Below are 22,652 nucleotides of genomic sequence, written 5' to 3'. Positions count from 1 at the left end.
CAAGCACGACCATCCGATCTAGTGACCTTCCGAATCCTGTGCGTAGTGTTTCGCGTCATGCGTCTTCTGGGGAGAATGGGCAGTGCGGACACGGTGGTGGCCGCGCTGACGGCGATCACGGCGCTCTACATGGCGCTGGTGGTGCTCGGCAACACGACGGACTACGGCACGAACGAGGCGTTCGTGCAGCACGTGCTGGCGATGGACACGACGTTCAAGTCGCCCGAGGTGATGTGGCGGGCCGTGACCAGCCCGACGCTGGCGACGACGGCGTACGTCCTGATCATCGTCTGGGAGGCGGCCACGGCGCTGGTGCTCGGCGCCGCGTTCGTCGCCTGGGTGCGCGGGGCGGCCGCGGCGCGCGACCTGTCGTCGCTGGGCTGGCTGATGCAGGTGGTGCTGTTCGCCGGCGGCTTCATCACGATCGGCGGCGAGTGGTTCCAGATGTGGCAGTCCGACACGTGGAACGGCAACTCGGCGGCGCTGCAGAACGTCCTGATCGCGAGCGTCGGCCTGATCCTGGTCCACCTCCCGTCCCGCACCCCGCCCCCTCCCGCGAGTTGAGCGTTCGAGCACCCCGAGTGGAGCGTTCGAGCACCGCGAGTGGAGCGTTCGAGCACGTGGTCCGGACGGCACCGGGTCGCGAACGCTCCACTCGGGGTGCCTGAACGCTCAACTCACCGTGCCTGAACGCTCAACTCGCGGGTAGAGGGGGCCTGTCGCGGTGTCGGCGCCCAGCGAGCGCCACCAGGCGGCCTGGGCCTCGGTGGCGATGCCGTCCACGCCCACCTCGCGGCCCAGCAGGTGGACCACCTCGACCAGGTCGGTGAGCACGCGGGTCGTGGCCGGTGAGGGCGCGTGCTCGGCCTGCTTGCGCACGAGGCGGTCGGCGACGCGCACCGACGCGACCGGGAGGTCCTCCAGGTCGGCGGCGTCGGCGGCTCCGCCGAAGTCGCGCACCTCGATCACGACACCGGCCTCGGCGAGCAGCGTCAGGTTCTCCACGGCCTCGCCGCTCTCGTCGGTCAGCACCCGCGCCGGGACGCAGAGGCGCAGCGACGCCGCCGCGAGACCCGTCGCGGCGAGCACGCGGTGCACCGAGCCGACCAGGTCGGGGTCCCGCGCCTGGCTCGCGGCGAGGAGGACGACCACGGGCACGTCGCGCTTCTCGCGCAACGCCCACCAGCGCACCTGCTCGGCCGCCGTGCGCAGCAGCCACGCGCCCAGCGGCAGGATCAGGCCGGTCTGCTCGGCCAGCGCGACGCACCGCTCGTGCGGGATCACTCCCGCGCTCCGGTGCTTCCAGCGCATCTGCGCCTCCAGCGCGGTGATCGCGCCGCCGTCCAGCGCCACCACGGACTGGAAGACGACGGTGATCTCACCGTTCTCCCAGGCGCCCGGCATCCCGGCGGCGAGGCTCAGCTGCGCGCGGTCCTCGGCGTTCTGCGCGGCGTCGTAGAGGCCCCACTGCCTGCGTCCGCTGCGCTTGGCGCGTCGCAGCGTCAGGTCGGAGGCCCGCAGCAGCTCCGCCGGTTCCAGCCGGGGCAGCCGGTGCACGACGCCGACGGTCGCGGAGACGGCGACGCCGTGGTCCCCGAAGTAGACGGGTTCGCCGAGCCGCTCGTTGATGAGGTCGACCATCGAGGAGACGTCCGGTGTGGACGGACCGTTCTCGACCAGGACCACGAACTCGTCGCCCTCCAGCCGCGCCACCATCGCCTTCTCCTCCGCGACGACGGCCTGCAACCGCTGGGCCACGTGCTTGAGGAGCTGGTCTCCCGCGTCGCGGCCGATGCCGTCCGCGACGGCGGAGAAGGCGTCGAGGTCGAGGTGGTAGAGCGTCGCGCCCAGTCGCGGATCGGTCTGCCCGATCACCTTCTCCAGCTGGGTGGTGAGGAACTGGCGGTTGGGCAGGCCGGTGAGCACGTCGTGCAGCGACTGGTGGGTGAGCCGCCCGCCGAGCAGCGCGAGTTCGCTGTCGTCCTCGACGACGACCAGCACGTTCGCCGGGCCGCCCTGCTCGTCGCGCACCGCGGCCAGGGCGATCGACGCCCACACCTGCTCGCCGTCGCGGCGCAGGAAGCGCTGCCGGTGCTGGGCGCGCGGCACGCGGCCGTCGCACAGGTCCTCGAACGCGGCGCGCAGCAGCGGCAGGTCGGCCGGATCGGCCAGGTCGAACAGCGACAGCACGCCCAGCCCGGCGGCGGTGTGCCCGAAGACGTCGGCGAACGCCTCGTTGACCAGGGTGAACCCGCCGTCGAGACCGGTGATGGCCATGCCGCTGGGCGAGGACGCGAACACCTCGGTGAAGCGCGCCTCGCTGACCCGGAGGCTGGAGCGGGCGGTGCTGGCGGCCAGGAGCAGCGCCCTGGTGACGGCCTCCTGCTGCTCCAGCGCGAGGAGCTGCCTGGCCTGCGCGTACCCCGAGGAGAACGCGCCGAGGACCGCCACCACCCGCTCGGGCAGGTCGGGGAGCCCGGCGAGTTCGGTCGTCGACAGCAGCGCCTTGCCGAGCACGCCGACGCTGACGCGCAGGCTGTCCGGTCCGACGCAGTGCAGGGCGACCAGCCGGGCGCCGAGGGCGTCGGCGGCCTCCGGCCGGAACGGCTCGCGCCGGAGGACGTCGACGAGTCCGTCCACCAGCTCTCCGAGCACCTGCTCGATCTCCGGTGCGGACAGCGGGACGTAGGCGGTGGAGCTGACGAGGTAGGCCCACTTCCGAGCGAGCCTGTCCCGCTCGCGGCGGGGGTCACCGGAGGCCGTCGAACCACCGAGCGGAGCCTTCGCTCCGTCCGGGAAGGGCGAACTCATGCCACCTTGCCTGGGGTCGGTGCTCCTGACACGAGCGGACGAACCTGCGTTCACAACCCGTGTACGCCGGTCGTGCAGCCTACCGGAGCGGTCCCACCGCTCTCACCTCCCGCGAAAGTCCAGATGAGACCCGATCGAGGTAACTCCTACGGTTAGTTGGCCATAGGCGCAGGTGAGAAGCACCCCTTAATCCGAACGGGTGGAATTGAGGGCATCGCGCCCCCGGTCGGGACGAGCGTCAGGACACGAGCTGGCGGAGCTGCGCGAGCAGCTCGCTGCGGCTGCCGCACCCGAGGCGCTGACGCATCCGCGCCACGTGGTGCTCCACGGTCTTCGCGGAGATGAACAGCCGGTCGCCGATCTGCTTGTAGGTCAGGCCCTCCACGACGAGCGCGGCGACCTCCCGCTCGCGCTCGCTCAGCTTCGCCGCCGCCGAGGCGTCCGCGACGGCGGCGGGCGTCTCCGCCGCCTTCTTCGCGCCGACCGGCCTGCCCTGCAACAGCCGCGCGCAGTCGAGCAGGCGCACCATCGCCTGCCGGTCCGACGTCCGGATGGCGGCCTGCCCGGCCAGCCGCGCGCCGTCCCACCACTGCCCCACGGCGTGCAGCCCGCGCGCCGCCTCCTCCACCTGGTCCGGGTCGATCTTCCCGGCCACGACGTCGAGCCAGCTCTCCGCCGCGGCGGAGACGACGGCGCAGTAGCGGCTGTGCCCGCGGTCGGCGGCCAGCGCCTCGGCGTGCTGCTCGGCGGCGGGGATCTGCTCGGCGATGATCGCCGCGTGCAACCCTCCCCAGTGGAACGCGGTCGACCACAGGGGCGGATCTCCCAGTCGCCGCAGCAGTTCCTCGGCCTGCGCGAGGTGCGGTTGCAGGCGGTGCTGGTCGCGCAGCCGCGCCGCGGCGGCGGAGAACTCGCCCAGCGGCAGGAGCGTGAACAGGTCGACCGGGTGCCGCAGCACGGCCTCGCACGCCTGCTCCCAGGTGCGGCGCAGGGCGGCGAGATCGCTGCCGCGGCGGGCGATGCCGACCTCCAGCGCGATGGCGAAGATCCAGTCGCGGGGTTCCAGCGCCCGCCCGGTCTTCTTCAGCTCCACCAGGCGTTCCCGCGCGAGCAGGACGTCACCGCGGGCCATCGCGATCCACGCCAGCAGCAGCCGGTGCCGCGCCGCCATCAGCACACCGCCGGTGTCGGTGGCGACGGCGCGCTGGAGCACGGACTCCGCGACGCCGGACTCGCCGCAGTGCAGCGCCACCAGCGCCGCCAGCGCGGCGGGGCTGTCGGGCAGCAGCACCGCGCGCCCTGCGGGTTCCAGCAGCCCGGAGGCCCGCACGAGCGTGGACAGCGCGGCGGTCGGCGTGCCGGACACCGACTCGTGCACCCCCTGCGCCATCAGCGACGCGGCCCCGGCGAGCAGGGTCGGCGGCTGCGCGGGGTGCGCGACGGGCTCGCTCGGCCGCCCGGTGCCGAGGAGGCCGACGGTGGCGAACGCCGACGACGCGGCCGTGCCGGACCAGCGGTGCAGCTCGGTGCTGCGGGCGAGCTGCCCGCGGTGGGCGAGAGCGGCGGCGGCGACGTCGGCCGCGGTGGCCCGGTCGGCGGACGCGGGCCGGGCGAGCACCTCGTCGGCCAGCCGCAGGCCGGAGTCGAGGTCGCCGGACATGACGGCGGCCAGCGCCCGTTCCGCGGCGACCTGCGCGGCGGGCGTGCCCGCGCTCACCGCCGCGGCCAGGAACCTCGTGGCCAGCGCGGGATCGGTGGGCAGCGCCTCGCGCGCGGCGGCGCGGAACGCCGTGGCCACCTCGGGTCCTCCGACGCCGGTCCCGAGCAGCGGGCGCACCAGGCCGAGCACCGGGCCGCCGCGTTCGAGCTGGAGCCCGGCCAGCCGCAACCGCACGGCGATCCGCCGGTCGGTCCTGCTGTGAGCGGCCACCGCGCGGCGCACGATCGGCACGAGGGTGCCGTCCTCGGCGAGCAGTCCGGTGGCCCGCGCGGCCTCGATCACGTCGCCGACCTCGTCGAGGCCCCGGCCGAGCAGCGCCGCCAGCAGGTCCAGCCGCAGCGCGGCCCCGGCCTCCGCGGCCAGCAGGAACCTCTGCACGTCGGCGTCGAGCCAGTCGAGGTCGGTGCGGAACCCGGCCAGGGCCTCCGCGGTGACCCCGGTGGGCGACGGGCCGAGCGCGGCGGCCATCCGCTCCACGAAGCGCGGCACGCCGGCGGTCTCGGCGAGCACGTGGTCCACGTGCGCGCGACCGGCGGAGGCCGGCAGCAGCGCCCGGACCCGGTCGCGGTCCAGCCGCGCCGGGACCAGCAGCTCACCGGCGCGGCCCAGCGTCTCGGCGAGCGCGTCCAGCTCGGCGCTGCGCGGCCACGGCCGGTGGGCGACGACGATCCGCGCGCCGGTGTCCTCGGCGACGGCGCGCAGCTCGCGCAGCCGCCGTGCGTCCAGCAGGTGCGCGTCGTCCACGACGTGCGCGGACACGTCGGCCCGCCGCAGGAGGTGCTCGATCTCGCGCAGCAGCGCGGTCTTGCCGTACCCGCCGGGCGCGACGACGCCGACGTGCAGCGGCGCGTGCGGATCGGCCGCCACGGCGTCGAGCAGGCGTCTGCCGCGCTGGTCCAGCGCGAGCGGGCGGGTCGGGGTGCCGTGCCGGGTCGGCGTCAACGGCCGTCCTCCTCGGATGTGCCCGCACCGCGCCGCGCGCCGCCGAACGCGCGCACGGCGCGTCGGACCGAGCGGCGTTCGGGCAGGTCGAGCGGGGTGATGTCCACCGGGGGCCGCGGCGGTGGGGCGGTCAGCTCGTCCTCGCGCACGCGCAGTTCCCCGACCGGGAAGCGCAGGGACGCGTCGTCGGAGCGGGCGAGGACCGAGGTCTCGACGGGCTCCGCCTCCGGCGCGGGCCCCTCCAGCAGGAGGCGAGCGGCGAGCGCGGCCCCCTTGACGGCCGACGTCTCCGGCGCGGCCTCGACCAGCACGCGGCAGTCCAGCGCGGCCTCCACGAGGTCGGCGACGAGCGGCACGCGCGCGCTGCCGCCCGCGAGGACGACGGCGTCGAGGGGGGTGCGGCCGGCGACCCGCAGCAGCGCGGCGACGGACATCTCCACGGCGGGTCTGATCAGCTCCTCGAACTCGGAGCGGGTGATGCGCACCTGGCCCGCCGGGGCGGGGATCGTCACCTCGGCGGCCGTGGACAGGGCGATCTTGGCCGCGGCGCAGGCGTGCCGCAGCCTGGCCATGTCGGCGCGGTCCTGCGGGTCGTCCGGGTCGACCGCGCCCGCCTGGCGGCCCAGGACGTGCGCGACCAGGGCGTCGTCGAAGTCCGCGCCCGCGAGCTGACCGGCGCCCTCGGTCCCGGTAACGAGCTCGAAGGTGTGCGCCGGGGTGCGGCGCACGACGGCCGCGCCGAAGGCGTGCGCGCCGAGGCTGTGCACGCCGAGCAGCGCGCCGACCGGGACGCGCTCGCGGGCGGCGTGGTTCTCCGCGACCGCGAGGGGCTCGGCGAGCAGGGTCGCGTTGCCGACGCCCGCCTCGCGCAGGGAGCGCAGCAGCAGGTTCTTGCGGTGCGGCCCCCAGCCGAGGGGGTGGGTGACGACGACGTGCCGGGCGGTCTCGCCGGTGCGGGTGGCGGCCTGGCCGACCACCCAGAGGATCATCAGCGAGGTCAGCTCCTCGGCCGAGCAGACCTCGTCGCCGAGGTGGAACGGCACCTCGTCGCCGATCCGCCGCAGGAAGTGGCGCGCGGCGAGCCGGGGGTCGACCGCGCCGGACTCGCCGACGAAGAACGTGCCGTCCGCCGCGATCTGGACGACCGAGGCCACGGCCCCGGCGCGCTCGTCCAGCGGGACAAGTTCCGCGCCGCGCGACGGCTCGCCCAGGCGGCAGAGCGCGGCGGCGGTGCTGGCACCGCCCACGTCCACCCCGACCACGTGCGGCACACCGCCTCCTCCCGTCCGGACTCCTCTGCCCGCAGCAGGGCCACAGGACTACACGGACGCACTGAGAGCGACAAGCACGACCCCTAGTCCCCTAGGGGGTGAACGAAAGACACCCTATTGAGGGTCGGACTGTAGCCCCGGAGTAATCCCCGATGCCGCTATCGGGTGATCACCCCTAGCGTCATCGTCATCGCCGGAGCAGCACCGCCCGGCTCGGCCAGTCCCGCACTTCAGCTCTTGGAGACCTCCCGTGACCTCGAACACGCTGCACGACTTCGTCCTCGACCTGCTGAGCGACCCGACGGCACTGCGGGCGTTCCAGAACGACGCGGAGGGCGCGCTCGCCGACGCCGGCCTGAGCGACATCAGCGCCCTCGACGTCCAGGAGGTCATCCCCCTGGTGCTCGACTACGCGCCCACCGCCGGTCTGCCCGCCCTGGACGCCGGTCTGCTGGAGACCCTGCCCCTCGACGTCGTCGAGGACGGCGCGGCCGGCGCCATCAGCCAGCTGCACGCGGTGACCCAGCACCTCTCCCTCGGCGGCCTGCCCGCCACGTCGGAGCTCAACCTCGCCGCCGCCGGCGCGCTGACCGCCGACGCCACCGGCCTGGAGGCGTTCGGCGGCGTGTCCGCCTGGGGCGTCGGCGAGAGCGCGCTCTCCGCGGACCTCACCCTCGCGGGTGACTTCTCCGTCGTCGGCGACCTCACCGACACCCTCGACGCCACGGTGACGGGTGCCACCGCCACCGTGGACGGCGCGGGCGGCACCGTGGAGCTCACGGTCGACTCCGCGTCGCACACCGTCTCGGGCGCCACCGGCGAGCTCCTGCCGGACCTGGACGGCGTGCACGGCGACGTCTTCGACTCGGTCGACTCCCTGACCGGCGTCGTCGCGGACGTCACCGTCGGCGTCAGCGGCGGTGTCACGAACGGTCTGCAGCTCGGCGACGCCCTGGACGTCACCGGCCTGCACACCGGCAGCGGCGTGCTCGACGTCGACAACGGCGTCGCGCTGGCCGGTGCCGTGGACTCCACCGTGACCACCGTCGTGCACGACACCGGCGTGACCGGTGTCGTGAGCAACGTCACCACCACCGTCGACGGCGTCGGGGGCCACCTGCCCGTGGTCTGCGACGTCACCGACGGCGTGACGGACCTGCTGTTCTGAGTTCCTCCTCCTGCTGAGACCACGCTCAGCCGCGCAGAGGGCCGGTTCCGCCGACGGGGGAGGAACCGGCCCTCTTTCACCCAGAGGGGTGAACACGGCACACTCCGTCAGCATGATGGCTCCACCTTGGCTCGACGTCTTGGACGAGACGATCAAGGTCTGCGTCACGCACAACCGGCACGACCTGGAACTGAGACTGCGCGAGAAGCGGGCCAGACAGCTCGACCCCACCGTGCGGGTGCTCGTGATCGGCGAGGCGAAGCAGGGCAAGAGCCAGCTGGTCAACGCCCTGATCAACGCCCCGGTGTGCGCGGTCGGCGACGACATCACCACCACGGTTCCCACGTTCGTGCGGCACGCCGAGACGCCGTCGGCGGCGCTCGTGCGCAGCGCGTCGAGACGCAGCGCCATCGCCAGCAGCCCGACCGAGCGCGTCCCCGTGCCCATCGACCAGGTCGCGCAGCAGGTCGGTCACGAGGTGGTGCGCGCCGAGATCGGCATTCCCCGCGCGCTGCTGACCACCGGCCTCGTGCTGATCGACACCCCCGGCGTGGGCGATCTGCGCCCCGCGCACACCGCGAGCACGTTCGCCGTGCTGGTGCAGGCCGACGCGGTGCTGATGGTGTCGGACGCGACCGCGGAGCTGACCGCGACCGAGCTGGAGCTGCTGCGCAAGGTCCTGGAGAACTGCCCGAACGTCACGGTCGTCGTCACGAAGATCGACATCTCGCCGCAGTGGCGGCAGGTCGTGGAGCGCAACCGCGCGCTGCTGGCCCGCGCCGGGATCTCCGCCCAGCTCTTCCCGGTGTCCTCCGCGCTGCGGCTGCGGGCGGCGAAGTCCGGCGACAAGGGCCTCAACGCCGAGTCCGGCTTCCCCGACCTGCTCGCCTGCCTGCAGCGCGACGTGGTGGCGGGCTCCGACCGGCTCGCCCGGCGCACCGTGGCCGCCGCGGCCGGATCGGCGATCACCCAGCTCGTCGCGCCGCTGCGCGAGGAGCTGTCCGCGCAGGACTCCCGGCGCACCGCGGACACCATCGGCGCGCTGCACGAGGCGCAGCGCCGCATCGACGAGCTGCGCCGCCGCTCCGCGCGCTGGCAGACCGTGCTGGCCGACGAGATGGCCGACCTGGTGTCCGACATCGAGTACGACCTGCGCGACCGCACCCGCACGATCCTGCGCGAGGTCGACCGGACCTTCGAGGAGGCCGACCCGGCGACCGGCTGGGACGCCTTCGAGCAGTGGCTGGAGGACAACCTCACCGAGGCCGCCACGACGAACTTCTCCTGGCTGCTCGACCGGGCGGAGTGGGTCGCGGAGAAGGTGGCCAGGAGCTTCCCGGTGCACCGCGACGACCTGCTGCCGCCGGAGATCTTCCCCGACGACGTGCTGGACCGGGTGAACAAGCTGGACCGGCCGAGGATCGAGAGCTTCTCGCTGCCGCAGAAGGCGTTCACCGGTCTGCGCGGGTCCTACGGCGGTGTGCTGATGTTCGGCCTGGTCACCAGCCTCGCCGGGATGCCGCTGATCAACGTGATCTCGCTGGGCGCCGGCGCGCTGTTCGGCGGCAAGTCCATCAAGGACGAGAGCGACACCAGGCTCAAGCGCCGCCAGGCCGCGGCGAGGGCCGCCGCGCAGCGGCACGTGGACGACTTCTTCCTGAAGTTCAGCAAGGACTGCCGCGACGCCGCCCGGCACGTCCAGCGCAGCCTGCGCAACCACTTCACGACGCTCGCCGAGGAGTTGCAGGAGACGCTGCTGGAGTCGGCCCGCAGCGCGAAGCGCGCCGTGCAGGACGACCAGACCGAGCGCGAGCGCAGGGCGCGCGAGATCCGGAGCGACCTGGACGCGCTGGTCGCCCTCTACAAGAGGGCGCAGGCGCTCGGCGGCCCCGGACTGGAGCTGAGCGCGTGACCCCGCACGCCGCCGCGTGGGCGATGCTGAACGAGGCGCTGGCCGTCTACCGGGACAGCCCGCGGGCCACGGCGTTCCTGCGCGCGCAGCTCGCCCGCTTCGGCGAACCGGTGCGCGTCGCCGTCGCCGGTGCGCCGGGGGCGGGGAAGTCCACCGTCGTCAACTCCCTCATCGGCGAGGAGATCGCGCCGGTGGAGGGCCTGGTGTCCTACCGGGACGGTCCGGCCCCGCGCGCCGTGGTGATCGCGCCGCCCGCACCGCCGCAGGAGGTGCCGATCGTGCGCCGCGACGGCCGCCAGCGGGTGGACTCCGGCGCGTGGCGGTCGCAGCAGGTCGAGCGCGTGCTGGTGGACTGGCCCGCCCGGTCGCTGCGCGAGACGTCGCTGCTGGACACGCCGGGCGGGGCGTCGCCGGAGCTGGTGTTCGGCGAGGCCGACGCCGTGGTCTACCTGATGCGGCACATGCACGACGCCGACCTGCGGTTCCTCCAGGCCGGTGGCGACCGGCCGTCGGTGAGCACGGTCGTGGTGCTCTCCCGCGCCGACGAGATCGGCGGCGGGCGCATCGACGCGCTGTCCTCGGCCAAGCAGATCGCCCGGCGCTACCGGCGCGACCCGCAGGTGCAGCCGCTGTGCCAGAACGTCGTCGCGGTCGCCGGGCTGCTGGCCGTGGCCGCGCGCACGCTGCGGGACGCGGAGTTCGACGCGGTCGCGGCGCTCGCGGCGCTGCCGCGCACCGATCTGGAGGAGCACCTGCTGTCGGCGGACCGGTTCGTCGGCCACGACTTCCCGGTGGCGCTCGCCCCGCAGGTGCGGCAGGGGCTGCTGGAGCGGTTCGGGATCTTCGGCGTGCGGCTGACCGCGACGCTGGTGCGGCAGGGCTTCGACACGCGCACGAAGCTCGTGGGCCAGCTCGTGCAGCGCAGCGGGCTCGGTGAGCTGCGCGACGCCATCGGGCAGAACTTCACCGAGCGGCACGAGGTCCTCAAGGCGCTGTCGGTGTGGCGCGCGCTGGAGTTCGTGCTGCGCGCGGAGCCCCGGCAGGGCGCGCGGAAGCTGACCGCGGACCTGGAGCGGGCGCTGGCCAGCGCGCACGACCTGAAGGAGTTGCGGCTGCTGGCGGCGTTGCAGACCGGGCGGACGACGCTGCCCGGCGACCTGGAGGCCGAGGCCGTCCGGATCGTCGGCGGCGAGGGCACCGACCCGGTGGCGCGGCTGGGCATGGACTTCGAGCCGGACGAGCGCTCGCTGCGTCTGGCGGTGACCGACGTGCTGCGCCGCTGGCAGGATCAGGCCGTCAACCCCGTGCTGGACACCGCGCAGCGCGCCGCCGCCGGAGTGGTGGTGCGCAGCTGCGAGGGAATGCTGACCCGGCTGAGCTGAGGAGCTGCGCGATGCGGGACGCGGTGTCGACCGAACGGCTGACCCTGGTGCGGTGGGCTCCGGAACACCGGGACCACCTGCTGCGCCTGTCGCGCGACGAGCGGGTGACGCGCTACGTCCGCGACGGCCTGCCGTGGCCGGCCGAGTACGCGCGGCGGCGGCACGAGGGCGCGCTGGAGCACTGGGAGCGGCACGGGTTCGGCTGGCGTGCCGTGGAGGAGACGGCCACCGGCGAGCTGATCGGCGTGGCGTCGGCGGTGCGGCGCGACGCGACCGCCGACCTGCCTGCGGGAGCGGTCGAGATCGGCTGGTGGGTCGACCCGCCGCTGTGGGGGCGCGGTCTGGCCACGGAGATCGCGCGGGCGCTGCGCGACGAGGCGTTCCGGACGGGCGCGCCGGTGGTCGCGGCGCGCTGGATCGACGGCAACACCGCGTCCGGCCGGGTCATCACCCGGATCGGGCTCGCGCACCTGCGGTCGTACCGCGACGAGCAGGACCGCTTCCTGCACCTGCACGCGACGGCGAACCCGCGAGCGGGCAGAGTGCGGTCATGACCGGAGTTCTGCGCTACTCGGCCTTCACCACCGATCCCGCCGGCGGCAACCCCGCGGGCGTCGTGCTCGACACAGCCGGCCTGGACGACGCGGCCATGCTGCGGATCGCGGCGGAGGTGGGCTACTCGGAGACCGCCTTCGCGACCCCGCTGGACGAGCCGCGGCACCACGCGGTGCGCTACTTCAGCCCGCTCGCCGAGGTCGCGTTCTGCGGCCACGCGACGATCGCGACCGCCGTGGCGCTGGCCGAGCGCGACGGCGACGGGCGGCTGTCGTTCCACACCCCGGCCGGGCTGGTCGAGGTGGACACCGCGAACGGCACGGCGAGCCTGACCAGCGTGGCGGCCCACTCCTCGCCCGCGCCGCCGGAACTGGTGGAGCGGGCGCTGGCCGCGCTGCGCTGGGACGCCGCCGAGCTGGACCCGGCCTTCCCGCCGCACGTGGCGTTCGCGGGCGTGCGGCACCTGGTGCTGGGCGCGGCGAGCCGGGAGCGGCTGGCGCGGCTGGACTACGCCTTCGACGAGCTGGGCGACCTGATGCGCGCCTTCGAGCTGGCCACCGTGCACCTGTTCTGGCGCGGTCCCGGCGGCGAGTTCCACGCGCGCGACCCGTTCCCGGTCGGCGGCGTCGTGGAGGACCCGGCGACGGGCGCGGCGGCCGCGGCGTTCGGCGCGTACCTGCGCTCGATCGGCGCGCTGACCCCACCGGCGCGGGTGCTCGTCCACCAGGGCGAGGACATGGGCCGGCCGAGCCTGCTGACCGTCGACGTCCCCGCGTCGGCTCCCGGCGTGGTGGTGACCGGGGCGGCCGTCCCCCTCCCCCGATCCCCCGGTGTCAGATAGACCACCTTCGCCCGCTCCGCCCCGGCGGAGGTGGTCCGGCCGAGGAGCGTCCACCGGTCCTGAGCTGCGAGGACGGCAGCGGGCACACTTCCGGGAGCTGGTCCAGAAGTGACGGGGGCACCGGGTGTTCACCCGGACTTCTTCTACGCACAGCTCGTGAACCGTTGTCATGATGGACGGGTGGCACAGCCGTTCACGGACGACAGTCATCCGGCGGAGCCCTACCCGGGCACCCGGCCGGACCACTGCTTCGTGCACCTCGACGGCACCGGCTGGCCACTGGTCCCCGACCTCTCGCTCGACTCCGGCTGGCGCGTCGAACCGGACGGGACCGACCTGGACCGCTGGCTCGCCGACCGCGGCGAGCTCCCCCTCGCGGCACGGATGCCGGTCCTCGGCTACGGGTCGAACGCCAACCCCGCCAAGCTGACCTGGCTGCGCGAGGAGCTCGGGCTCACCGGCTCCGCGGTTCTCCTGCGGGCCCGCTGCGAGGGCCTGTCCGCCGTGTGGGCCGCCGGTCTGCGCGCCCGCGACGACCAGCGCCCGGCCACGCTCGCCGCGCTGCCCGGCGTCGTGGAGGAGCACTCCGTCTGGTTCGCCACACCGGAGCAGCTCCGCGTCCTGGACCGCTGCGAGGGACGCGGCCTGCGCTACCGGCTGGTCCGGCTGCACAGCGGCCGGGTGAGCCTGCACCACGGCGGTGAGATCGACTCCGTCCTCGCCTACACCGGCGCGGGCAGCAAGCGGATGCCGCTGCTGGTGCGCGGGAAGCCGGTGCGCTGCGCCGACGTCGACCAGCGCCGGGCGCGGCACCTGGTGGGCCGACCGGCCACCTCGGACGGGCTCGACGTGACGCCCGTGCACGGCGAGCCGTCGGCCGACGACTGGCCGGACCGGCTGTTCGTCTACGGCACGCTGCAACCCGGCGGCAGCGCCTGGCACCTGGTGGAGCACCTCTGCGACGGCGAGCCGGAGCGCGTCCGCGTGCCGGGGACGCTGTTCGACACCGGCCACGGCCACCCGGCGCTGCGGCCGGGCGACGGGCCGGGCGTGCCGGGGTGGGTGCTGCGCCTGACCTCGCCGGAGGACGCGCTGCCCGTGCTGGACGACTACGAGGGCGACGAGTACCGCCGGGTCAGGGCGGTGCTGCCGGACGGCACCGTCTGCTGGACCTACCTGTGGGTCGCGGCGGTGGGCGACTTCCCCGTGCTGGCCGACGGCTGGACCCGCTGACGGCCGTGCCGAGCGGTGCGATCCGGGCCGGCCACGCCGCGCCGGGGTGGTGGCCGGGGCCGCCGCGCCGGAGGCCCGCCCGGCAAAGGTGGCCTTGACCGAGGACCACGCGCGGGGAGTGGAACAATTCGTTTCACGATGGAGCCAGATGACCTCGAACTGCTGATCACGGTGGTGGTCGCGGCGGTCGACGAGCAGCAGGCGCGCACCGCCTGCGCGCCGCTCGTGGCGCGCGTCGACGGTCGGGTCGTGCGAGCGGGCGACTGCTCCGACGAGGAGCCCGGCTGCTGGTCGGTCACCGTGTCGCTGACCAGCCGGGAGCGGGCGACGCACAACGTGGCCGCGGCGCTGGCGCGGGCGGTGAGGTCGTTCGTGCGGCTGCTGGGCGAGGACTTCCCCACGCCGAGGGTGGCCTGCGAGCCGCCGACCGCGTGGACGGTGCTCGACGACCCGCACCTGCTGGAGCGGGCGGTGCCGGGCGCCGAGCGGCTGCTGGTCGAGGCGTGGGCGGGCGGAGACCCGTACGGCCGCCGGAAGCGCCCAGAAGCAACAGAACCGAACACAGAGCCAGAAAAAGCCCAACAGGCGTCACCCGAGCAGACGACCTCGTCCCGGATTCGGCTCCTGCTGCGGGTGGACGTGGTGACCGACCGCTCCGCGGGGGCCGAGTGGCAGGCGCGGGCAGTAGCGAGCAGGGTCGCCCGCCGGGGAACCATCACCCGGGTGGCCCCGCAGGGGCGTGCACTCAGCGTGCACCTCGACCTCGGCTCGACGGCGGACTCCCCCGCGACGGCGTTGCTGAACGCCGTGTCCTCGCTGGGACGCTCCGGGTGGTCCGACGTCGAGTGGATCGACGACGAGGCACGTGTGCGCTGGTCAGCGGACCCCGTTCCGGACGCCGGGATCACGGGGATGGAACTCGTGGCGCAGCACCCCGTCGAATCGGTCTGGACGCTGCCCGAGTGACCCCCGACCGGCCGGGGCCACAAGACCCCAACGAGTGGAGACCAGGGTCCACTCGTCTAGACCATCTTTTAAATGATCATAATTGTGGGCACTACCGTCGGAGATGCGGGCGGACGCCCGCACGGGTGAGGTCGGGGAGCTGACATGGCTAGCATCGAAGAGGTCCGCGCTGCCATCGCACAGGCCATCGAGAAGGCCGGGCAGAGCGCAGCGGCCCTGCAACAGGCGGCCGATCTCGCGGAGGACGCCCAGGCGCTGCTGAGCAACGCGGTGCAGGGCAGCGGCCAGGGCGACGCGGAACAGGTCAACGCGCAGTTCGCACAGGTGGTGAGCGGGGTCGGCGACCTCCAGCAGCACCTGACCTCCGGGATCTCCGGAGCCGAGGGCATCAACTCCAGGCTCTGAACCATGACCTCTGTCGCCGATGTGAAGGCGGCGCTGGAACTGGCCTGCGAGCACATGCGGGACTCCTACCGCAGCGTGCGCGAGGCGCAGCAGGCGCTGGACGAGGCCGTGGAGATCCTCGGAGAGGCCGGGAGCAACCACCACGAGTCGCTCCTGCCACCCGAGTTCACCAGGGCCGGGGAACGGTTCGGGGAGCTGCTGGAGCTGATGGTCAGGAGTCTGGAAGCCGCACAGCGCCTGTCGGGAGAGTTGTAGATGCGAACCGAGCCGCGTCGACTGGTAATTTGATCATGCGACCACCGCCGGGTCGCGCAGCCGAGCACGAGGTGCGCCGTGAGCAGGCGTGACGATCGCCGCAGGCGGATCGAGGACTCCTACGAGGAGTTCCGGTCGGCCGTCGCAGCGGTGCTGGGCGCGGTGACGAGAGAGCACCGCGAGCTGGCCGAGGAACGCGCGCGCGACATGTTCGAGGTCGTGCTGCGCGGCGAGGGCGTCGACCGCGCCCTCGACGACCCGCTGCTGGCGAACGCCCTGCGCAACCCGCTGTTCGGCGACCGCGTGCTGACGGCGCTGCGCGACCGGGAGCAGGCGTTCGCCGAGTGGAGCCGCAGCGGCGCGAAGCGGGTGGCGGACCTGGTCGACGAGGTCGCGCCCGGTTCGGCGTCGCGCCCGCCGGAGGAGTGGCTCGGCACGCCCGGCACCGCCGACGGCAGCGAGGGCGTCCCGGAGCTGTGGCGCATCGGGACCGGCCTGGTGGACAGCGCGCCGACCCTGCAACCGTTCCCGGTGGCCGTCCCGCTGCTGGACCAGGCGCACCTGCACGTGTCGTCCACGTACGACAGCCGCGCGCAGGCCGAGTCCCTCGTGGAGGGACTGCTGCTGCGCGTCCTGAGCCACTTCCAGCCCGGTCTCGTCCACGTGCACGTCTGGGACGTGAACCAGCTGACCGGCTCGCTGCCCGGCCTGTACCCGCTGACCCGCGCCGGGCTGCTGACCGTGCACGACCCGGCGCGGCTGCACGAGCTGCTCGACGAGCTGTCCGACCACATCCGCCGGGTGCACACGAGCGTGCTGGTCGAGGGCCACACGTCGGTGCGCGCGGTCAGCGAGCAGACGCGGCGCTCCGAACCGTGGCGGGTGGCGGTGCTGTTCGGCAACCGCCAGGCGTTGAAGGAGGAGCACCAGCAGCAGCTCCAGCGGGTCGCCCGCAACGGCCTGGCCGCCGGTGTGCAGCTGTTCCTCGTGGACCTGCCCATCACGGTGAACAGTCCGGTGGAGACGGTGGTGCTGCGCCCGGACGGCACGGCGACCTGCACGATGACCGGCCGGACGACGACCGTGCGGCTGGACGAGCCGCTGCCGCGCACCGAGGTGCCGAGGGCGTGCGCGGCCATCGCGGAGAAGCGCGAGGAGCGGCGGTCCCGGTTCGGCACGTTCGCGGACCTGCTGCCGGCGCGCGCCCACGTCTGGACGGACAGCTCGGCGGCGGGGGTGGCCGCGCCGGTGGGCTTCGCCGACGGCGAGCCGGTGCACGTCCACCTCGGCGACACCTCGCCGCACGCGCTGGTCGGCGGACCGAGCGGCTCGGGCAAGACGAACTTCCTCTACACGATGCTCGGCAGCCTCGCGGCGCGCTACTCGCCCGACGAGCTGGAGCTGTACCTGCTCGACTTCAAGGAGGGCGTGTCGTTCGCGCAGTTCGCGCCGGGCCGCAAGGACCCCACGTGGCTGCCGCACGCCCGCCTGGTCGGCGTCAACATCAACACCGACCGCGAGTTCGGCGTGGCGCTGCTGCGGTTCCTGTCCGAGGAGATGCGGCGGCGCGCCGACGCGGCCAAGCGGCACGAGGTCACGAAGCTGGAGGAGCTGCGCGAGGAGGACCCCGGCGGGCGCTGGCCGCGGATCGTCGCGGTGATCGACGAGTTCCAGTACCTGTTCGGCGAGCGCGACCACGTGACGGCGCAGGCCACGCAGCTGCTGGAGGACGTGGCGCGGCGCGGGCGGTCGCAGGGCATCCACCTCGTGCTGTCCAGTCAGGACGTGGCCGGCATCGAGGGCTTCTGGGGCAAGTCGGCGATCTTCGAGCAGTTCACGCTGCGCATCGCCCTGCCCAAGGCGCGGCGCGTGCTGGCCGAACCGGCCAACGACGCGGCCGTGGAGCTGCCGCGCTGGCACGCGGTGATCAACCACGAGTCGGGCGTGCGGCCGGGCAACCTGATCGCGCGCGTGCCGGACGCGACGAAGCGCGGCACCTTCGACGCGTTGCAGCGGACCCTGTGGGAGATGGGGCCGGACGACCCGCCGAGCCTGTTCGACGGCAGCAGGGTGCCCGGTCTGGAGAAGCAGGAGGACTTCCAGTCGCTGCGACCGGGTGATCCGAGCCCGGCGGTGCTGCTGGGCCAGGTCATCGACGTCGCGGGCAGCGCGGCGCGGGTGCGGCTCGCCCGCACGCCGGGCCGCAACGTCGCCGTGCTCGGCTCGGAGGCCGCAGACGCCGCGGCGGTGCTGGGCAGCGCGGCGAGGTCGCTGTCGCGCCAGCACGAGCCGGGCGCCGCGCGGTTCGACGTCGTCTGCCTGGCCGACGACGCGCTGCCGTACGCCACGGCTCTGCGCGCCGAGCTCGCCGAGTGCGGGCACACCGCGGACCTCGTGCGCGGCGAGGGCGTCCGGGCGCTGCTGGACGCCGAGGCGGCGCGGCTGCGCGGGTACGGCGCCTCGGCGGCCGAGGGGCCGCCCCCGACTCCGCACTACCTGGTGCTGTACGCGGTGGACGCCGCGCAGGGCCTGCTGGAGCACAAGGACGCGACGACGCGGGTGTCCGGTGTGGACTCCCTGCGCACGGTGCTCAAGCACGGCCCGGAGAACCGGACGCACGTGCTGGGCTGGTGGCGCGGCGTGCAGCGGTTGAAGAACAGCCTCCCGCCCGGCGTGTACGACGACATCGGCGCGTGGATCGCCTTCGACGTGCAGGGCAAGGAACTGCTGTCGTTCGGGCCGGAGCAGGTCATGGCGTGGTCGCCCCGGCCGCGGCGCGGACTGTTCTTCGACCGGTTCGAGCACTCCCGGCCGCAGGTGGTCATCCCGTTCGACACCGGAGAGGACGTGCCGTGAACGCAGACGTCACCGAGACGCAGCACGGACCGCTGCTCCCCGTACAGCGGCGCGGGGGTCACGAGGAGCCGCCGCGGGCGGCGCGGCTCACCGCCGTCGAGCGGTACAAGGAGATCCTGGCGACGGCCGCCGAGGCGCACGACCGGATGCGCGGGCACGACGCCGAGCGGACCCGCGAGCTGATCGGCCGGCTGATCGAGTCGCAGGAGCGGATGGCGCGGGTGCTCCAGGAGGAGAAGGTGGTGCGGCTCGGCGTCGAGCTGCACTGGGAGAAGGTCACCGAGGCGCTGTGGGAGGAGCGGTGGATGCGGGGCAAGCCGCGCCCGGCCCCGGACACCGCCGTGCCGCGCCGGCCGCTGCACGAGCACGTGAGCGCGATGGACGCGGCGTACCAGACGCTGGAGGACTCGTTGCAGAAGCGGACCCTGCTGCGCCGCAAGCCCTGATCGGCGCGTCCGCGATGATGCGGGTGTGCGCGAACTGACCGGTCCCGCCGACGTGACGGCGGTCTGCGACGACCTCCTGCTGCGCTGGGCCGCTCAGGCGCTGCTGCCCGGCTTCCCCGGCGCCGGCCGCGCGTGGGCGCACGGCGACGCCGCGTGCGTGCTCGCGCCGAACCTGAACCGCAGGGACCGGCTCGTGCTGGCCGGACCGGCTCGGGACGTGGCGGTCCTGCTCGACGCGCACGGCCGCGCGCCCGGCGTGAAGACCCTGCTGGCCGCCGACCGGGTCGAGGAGGTTAGGCGGCACGCGCCCGGCTTCGCCGAGCACGCGGTGTTCGGGTGGATGGAGCGGACGGGCTCGCTGGAGCCGGGCGCCGGAGCGCGGTGGGTGCGCGAGGACGAGCTGGACGCGGTGACCGACCTGCTGCGCGTGGCGAACCCCGGCAGCTGGACGTGGCCGCGCGAGGTGGGCGCGCGGCGCTGGGCCGCGGTGTTCGACGGCGGGCTGCCGGTCGCGGTGGCCGCCGACGCGTGGCCCGCCCCCGGCGCGGGCTTCGTCGGCGGTGTCGCCACGCACCCCGGGCACCGGGGGCGCGGGCTGTCCTCCCTGGTCTGCGCGTTCGTGGTCTCCGCGCTGCTCGCCGAGCACGGCGCGGTGACGCTGATGGTGGACGGCGACAACGCGACGGCGATCCGGCTCTACTCGCGGCTGGGCTTCCGCTACCGGGATGTGACCGTCCTCCTGTCGGACGTTGTGCCGTTCGGGCGTGAAGAGGCCGCCGGGCGGGCAGGCTGAGGGCGTGACACCCGACGATCCCACCCCCGCTGTCCCCGGCCCCGCCGACGAGACCGACCCGCTCGCCGCCGTGACGCTGCGCCCGGCCACGTTCTTCGCGCTGGCCGCCGTGACCGCGCTGCTGATCGGCCTGGTGCTGGCGCTCGTGCCGGTGCACGTGGCCGGACCGGACGTGACGCGGTCGTCCGACGTGTCGTGCGGCTCGGTGATCGGCGGGGTGGAGACCCCGCGCATCGCCGGCGACGTGCCCGAGCTGAACCGCACCGAGCTGCTGACCTACGTGGACGTGTGCGAGCGCGGGGTGAGCGAGCGGGAGACCGTGTCGTCGGTGCTGTTCTTCGGCGGAGCGGTGGCCGGGCTGTGGATGGGAGTCGTGCGGCGTCGCCGGACCTGAGGGAACATCGGGAGGGCACCGTCTGTTGCACGTTTCGACACCCGTTAGTTTCGTAATGAGAGCCGAGGTCACCGATGACCGTGCCCAGCAGCGCCCTGGAGGTCCGTCTCGCGTCACGCCCGCAGGGCTGGCCGACGGAGGAGAACTTCGAGGTCGTGGAGGTGCCGGTGCCCCGGCCCGGTGACGGCCAGATCGTCGTGCGCAACCTCGTCATGAGCGTCGACCCCTACATGCGGGGCCGGATGAACGACACGAAGTCCTACGTGCCGCCGTTCGAGCTCGGCGTGGCGCTGGAGGGCGGCGCGGTCGGCGAGGTCGTCATCTCGAACGCCGAGGGCTTCGAGGTCGGCGACACCGTGCTGCACGGTCTGGGCTGGCGCGAGTACGGCGTGCTCGACGCGGCCCGCGCGGTGAAGGTCGACCCGGACGCCGCTCCCCTCACCGCCTACCTGGGCGCGCTCGGCATGACCGGCCTGACCGCCTACGCGGGCCTGCTGGAGGTCGGCGAGTTCCGCGAGGGCGACGTCGTGTTCGTCTCCGGCGCGGCCGGGGCGGTGGGCGCGGTCGTCGGCCAGATCGCGCGGCTGCGCGGCGCGTCCAAGGTCATCGGCAGCGCCGGGTCCGCCGAGAAGGTGGCGCACCTCGTGGACGACCTGGGCTTCGACGCGGCGTTCGACTACAAGGACGGCCCGGTGCGCGAGCAGCTCGCGGCGGCCGCCCCCGACGGGATCGACCTGTACTTCGACAACGTCGGCGGCGAGCACCTGGAGGCCGCGATCGACCTGATGAACAACGACGGCAGGGTCGTGCTCTGCGGCGCCATCTCGCAGTACAACGAGCAGGGCCGGCCGACCGGCGTCCGCAACCTGGCCCTGGCGATCGGCAAGCGCTTGCGCCTGCACGGGATGATCGCCTCCGACCACATCGCGCTGCGGCCGCGGTTCCTCCAGGAGGTCGGCGGCTGGCTCGCGTCGGGCGAGCTGAAGCACACCGAGACCGTCGTGGACGGCGGCGTGCGCGAGGCCCCGCGCGCCTTCCTCGACATGATGCGCGGCGCGAACCGCGGGAAGATGCTGGTCCGGCTCAGCTGACCGTCGGCCCCAGCAGCTTGCCGGGGTTGCAGATCCCGGCCGGGTCGACCACGCGCTTCACCGCGCGCAGCACGTCCACGCCGATCGTCCCGACCTCCCCCGCCAGGTGCGGGGCGTGGTCGGTCCCCACGGCGTGGTGGTGGGTGATGGTGCCGAGGCCGCTGATCGCCTCGCTCGCGGCGGCCTTGGCCCGCTCCCACTGGCCGACGGGATCGGCGGCGTCGCGCGGGGCGAGCACGGTGAAGTACAGCGACGCGCCCGTCTCGTAGGCGTGCGAGACGTGGCACATCACCACCGGGTCGCCGAGCGCGCCGGTCAGCGCGTCGCGCACGGCGGTCCTCAGCGCGTCCAGCCGCGACCAGTGCGCCGCGGTCTCCAGGGTCTCCACGCACGTCCCGGCGTCGAGCAGGGCGTCGCGCTGGCGGGGACCGGCGAACCGGCCGTGCCGCCACGCCTCCCCGAGCGCCCGCCCCAGCCGCACGACGCCGCGCCCGCGCAGCACGGCGCGGGTGGCCCTGCGCCTGCGCGCCAGTTCGCGCGCCGACGCCGCCTCCCAGCCGAGGACCAGCAGGCACGGGCGGCGCACGCCGCGCGCCCGCAGGTACCCGCGCAGGACGTCCGCGCGCCGCCCGCCGGACAGCGCGAGCGACACCGTCGTCTCGTCCTCGTCGGACAGCCGGGTGACGTCGGCGAGCACGCGCCCCTGCGCGAGGTCGCGGACCAGCGCCGCGCCCGCCTCCCAGCCGTCCACGACGACGCCCTCGAAGCGGGTGGCGACGGGCAGCGGGCGCACGCGCACGGTGACCTCGGTGAGCACGCCGAACGCCCCCTCGCTGCCCAGGACGAGGTGCCGCAGGTCGGGTCCGGCCGCCGACGCGGGGGCCGTGCCGAGCCGCCACTCCCCGACCGGCGTCGCGACCCGCACGCCCTCCACCAGGTCCTCGAAGCGCCCGTACCCCGAGGACGCCTGCCCGGCGGAGCGGGTCGCGGCGAACCCGCCGACGGTGGCGCGCTCGAAGGACTGCGGCACGTGGCCGAGGGTGAAGCCGTGGGCGGCGAGCAGCCGTTCGGCGTCGGGCCCGCGCACCCCCGCCTGGAGCACGGCGGTGCGGGACACGGCGTCGACGGAGACGAGCCGGTCCAGCCGCACGAGGTCGAGCGCGACCACCGCGACCCGGCCGCCGCGCAGCGCCGTCACCCCGCCGACGACGGACGTGCCGCCGCCGAAGGGCACCACGGCGACGTCGTGCTCGGCGCACACCCGCAGGACGGCCGTCACCTGCTCGGGGTCCGCGGGCAGCACGACGGCGTCGGGCACGGCCGGCGCACCGATGCCCCGGTGCCGCAGCAGGTCCAGGTAGGACAGCCCGCCCGCCCTGCCGAGCCGCGACGGCCCGTCGAGCAGCACGTGCTCCTCCCCCGCGACGGCGGTGAGCGCGGCTCGCGCGGCGGCGGGCAGGGCCGGTTCCGGCGCGCCGGGAGCGCTGCGCGGCGTGCCGGTGGCGCCCAGCCCGGTCCTGGTGCCCAGCCAGGCCAGCGCGTGCGGCGGCAGCGGGGCGGTGGAGGGCGTCCACGCGCCGCGCAGGGTGTGCTCGATGCGCTCGTCCACCG

Annotated in this window: 19 protein-coding genes; 15 read left to right on the top strand and 4 right to left on the bottom strand. The window is 74.4% G+C overall.

The features are described from left to right. The first annotated feature begins 75 nt into the window (after positions 1 to 75). Positions 76 to 564 (top strand): DUF2165 domain-containing protein, encoded by a 489-nt coding sequence (locus IMZ35_RS12585; protein WP_229371740.1) that lies wholly within the window; start codon positions 76 to 78, stop codon positions 562 to 564. Between the two features lie 108 nt (positions 565 to 672). Here IMZ35_RS12585 and IMZ35_RS12580 read toward each other — a convergent pair whose 3' ends face one another. From IMZ35_RS12580 to IMZ35_RS12570, 3 genes are all read right to left on the bottom strand, one after another. Then, on the bottom strand, positions 673 to 2,811 hold the full coding sequence (locus tag IMZ35_RS12580) for a putative bifunctional diguanylate cyclase/phosphodiesterase (protein WP_199441208.1): 2,139 nt from the start codon (positions 2,809 to 2,811) through the stop codon (positions 673 to 675). A 238-nt stretch (positions 2,812 to 3,049) separates the two neighbouring features. Then, positions 3,050 to 5,473 carry a helix-turn-helix domain-containing protein gene (locus IMZ35_RS12575; protein WP_229371738.1) on the bottom strand — a complete coding sequence of 808 codons (2,424 nt, stop codon included), beginning with the start codon at positions 5,471 to 5,473 and terminating at the stop codon, positions 3,050 to 3,052. Next, entirely contained in the window at positions 5,470 to 6,744 is a 1,275-nt protein-coding gene (locus IMZ35_RS12570; protein ID WP_199441207.1) for an Hsp70 family protein, read from the bottom strand. Before IMZ35_RS12570 ends, IMZ35_RS12575 begins: the two co-directional genes overlap by 4 nt. Positions 6,745 to 6,994: 250 nt before the next feature. Here IMZ35_RS12570 and IMZ35_RS12565 point away from each other — a divergent pair, with 250 nt between their 5' ends. From IMZ35_RS12565 to IMZ35_RS12500, 14 genes are all read left to right on the top strand, one after another. Next, complete coding sequence (locus IMZ35_RS12565; RefSeq protein WP_199441206.1) at positions 6,995 to 7,912, top strand: IniB N-terminal domain-containing protein; 918 nt, start codon at positions 6,995 to 6,997, stop codon at positions 7,910 to 7,912. A 112-nt stretch (positions 7,913 to 8,024) separates the two neighbouring features. Next, positions 8,025 to 9,824 (top strand): dynamin family protein, encoded by a 1,800-nt coding sequence (locus tag IMZ35_RS12560; protein ID WP_307868000.1) that lies wholly within the window; start codon positions 8,025 to 8,027, stop codon positions 9,822 to 9,824. Next, entirely contained in the window at positions 9,821 to 11,206 is a 1,386-nt protein-coding gene (locus IMZ35_RS12555) for a hypothetical protein (protein WP_307867998.1), read from the top strand. Before IMZ35_RS12560 ends, IMZ35_RS12555 begins: the two co-directional genes overlap by 4 nt. Positions 11,207 to 11,217: 11 nt before the next feature. Continuing rightward, on the top strand, positions 11,218 to 11,760 hold the full coding sequence (locus tag IMZ35_RS12550) for a GNAT family N-acetyltransferase (RefSeq protein ID WP_199441205.1): 543 nt from the start codon (positions 11,218 to 11,220) through the stop codon (positions 11,758 to 11,760). Continuing rightward, positions 11,757 to 12,602: a PhzF family phenazine biosynthesis protein gene (locus IMZ35_RS12545; RefSeq protein WP_199441204.1), complete on the top strand. Its 846-nt coding sequence runs from the start codon at positions 11,757 to 11,759 to the stop codon at positions 12,600 to 12,602. Before IMZ35_RS12550 ends, IMZ35_RS12545 begins: the two co-directional genes overlap by 4 nt. Before the next feature lie 180 nt (positions 12,603 to 12,782). Continuing rightward, positions 12,783 to 13,835: a gamma-glutamylcyclotransferase family protein gene (locus IMZ35_RS31740; RefSeq protein ID WP_199441203.1), complete on the top strand. Its 1,053-nt coding sequence runs from the start codon at positions 12,783 to 12,785 to the stop codon at positions 13,833 to 13,835. 138 nt (positions 13,836 to 13,973) lie between these two features. Continuing rightward, the gene (locus IMZ35_RS12535) at positions 13,974 to 14,801 is read left to right on the top strand and encodes a hypothetical protein (RefSeq protein WP_199441202.1); all 828 of its coding nucleotides are present in this window, start codon (positions 13,974 to 13,976) and stop codon (positions 14,799 to 14,801) included. Between the two features lie 144 nt (positions 14,802 to 14,945). Continuing rightward, on the top strand, positions 14,946 to 15,206 hold the full coding sequence (locus tag IMZ35_RS12530; protein ID WP_199441201.1) for a hypothetical protein: 261 nt from the start codon (positions 14,946 to 14,948) through the stop codon (positions 15,204 to 15,206). 3 nt (positions 15,207 to 15,209) lie between these two features. After that, positions 15,210 to 15,461 (top strand): hypothetical protein, encoded by a 252-nt coding sequence (locus IMZ35_RS12525; protein ID WP_199441200.1) that lies wholly within the window; start codon positions 15,210 to 15,212, stop codon positions 15,459 to 15,461. A gap of 78 nt (positions 15,462 to 15,539) precedes the next feature. Beyond that, entirely contained in the window at positions 15,540 to 18,317 is a 2,778-nt protein-coding gene (locus IMZ35_RS31735) for an FtsK/SpoIIIE domain-containing protein (RefSeq protein ID WP_199441199.1), read from the top strand. Then, positions 18,314 to 18,763: a hypothetical protein gene (locus tag IMZ35_RS12515; protein ID WP_199441198.1), complete on the top strand. Its 450-nt coding sequence runs from the start codon at positions 18,314 to 18,316 to the stop codon at positions 18,761 to 18,763. The genes IMZ35_RS31735 and IMZ35_RS12515 overlap by 4 nt, the downstream gene beginning before the upstream one ends. 25 nt (positions 18,764 to 18,788) lie before the next feature. Then, positions 18,789 to 19,556, top strand: coding sequence for a GNAT family N-acetyltransferase (locus IMZ35_RS12510; RefSeq protein ID WP_199441197.1), 768 nt, complete (start codon positions 18,789 to 18,791; stop codon positions 19,554 to 19,556). A gap of 4 nt (positions 19,557 to 19,560) precedes the next feature. After that, positions 19,561 to 19,950 carry a hypothetical protein gene (locus IMZ35_RS12505; RefSeq protein WP_199441196.1) on the top strand — a complete coding sequence of 130 codons (390 nt, stop codon included), beginning with the start codon at positions 19,561 to 19,563 and terminating at the stop codon, positions 19,948 to 19,950. 74 nt (positions 19,951 to 20,024) lie between these two features. Then, on the top strand, positions 20,025 to 21,041 hold the full coding sequence (locus IMZ35_RS12500; RefSeq protein ID WP_199441195.1) for an NADP-dependent oxidoreductase: 1,017 nt from the start codon (positions 20,025 to 20,027) through the stop codon (positions 21,039 to 21,041). On the opposite strand, the gene IMZ35_RS12495 is transcribed toward IMZ35_RS12500, so the two are convergent. Then, positions 21,034 to 22,650 (bottom strand): FAD-binding oxidoreductase, encoded by a 1,617-nt coding sequence (locus IMZ35_RS12495; protein ID WP_199441194.1) that lies wholly within the window; start codon positions 22,648 to 22,650, stop codon positions 21,034 to 21,036. The genes IMZ35_RS12500 and IMZ35_RS12495 overlap by 8 nt on opposite strands. Positions 22,651 to 22,652: the final 2 nt, after the last annotated feature.

It is taken from the genome of Umezawaea beigongshangensis, from assembly GCF_016464305.1.
Lineage (GTDB): Bacteria > Actinomycetota > Actinomycetes > Mycobacteriales > Pseudonocardiaceae > Umezawaea_A > Umezawaea_A beigongshangensis.
This window is presented reverse-complemented; position numbering and strand designations above follow the sequence as displayed.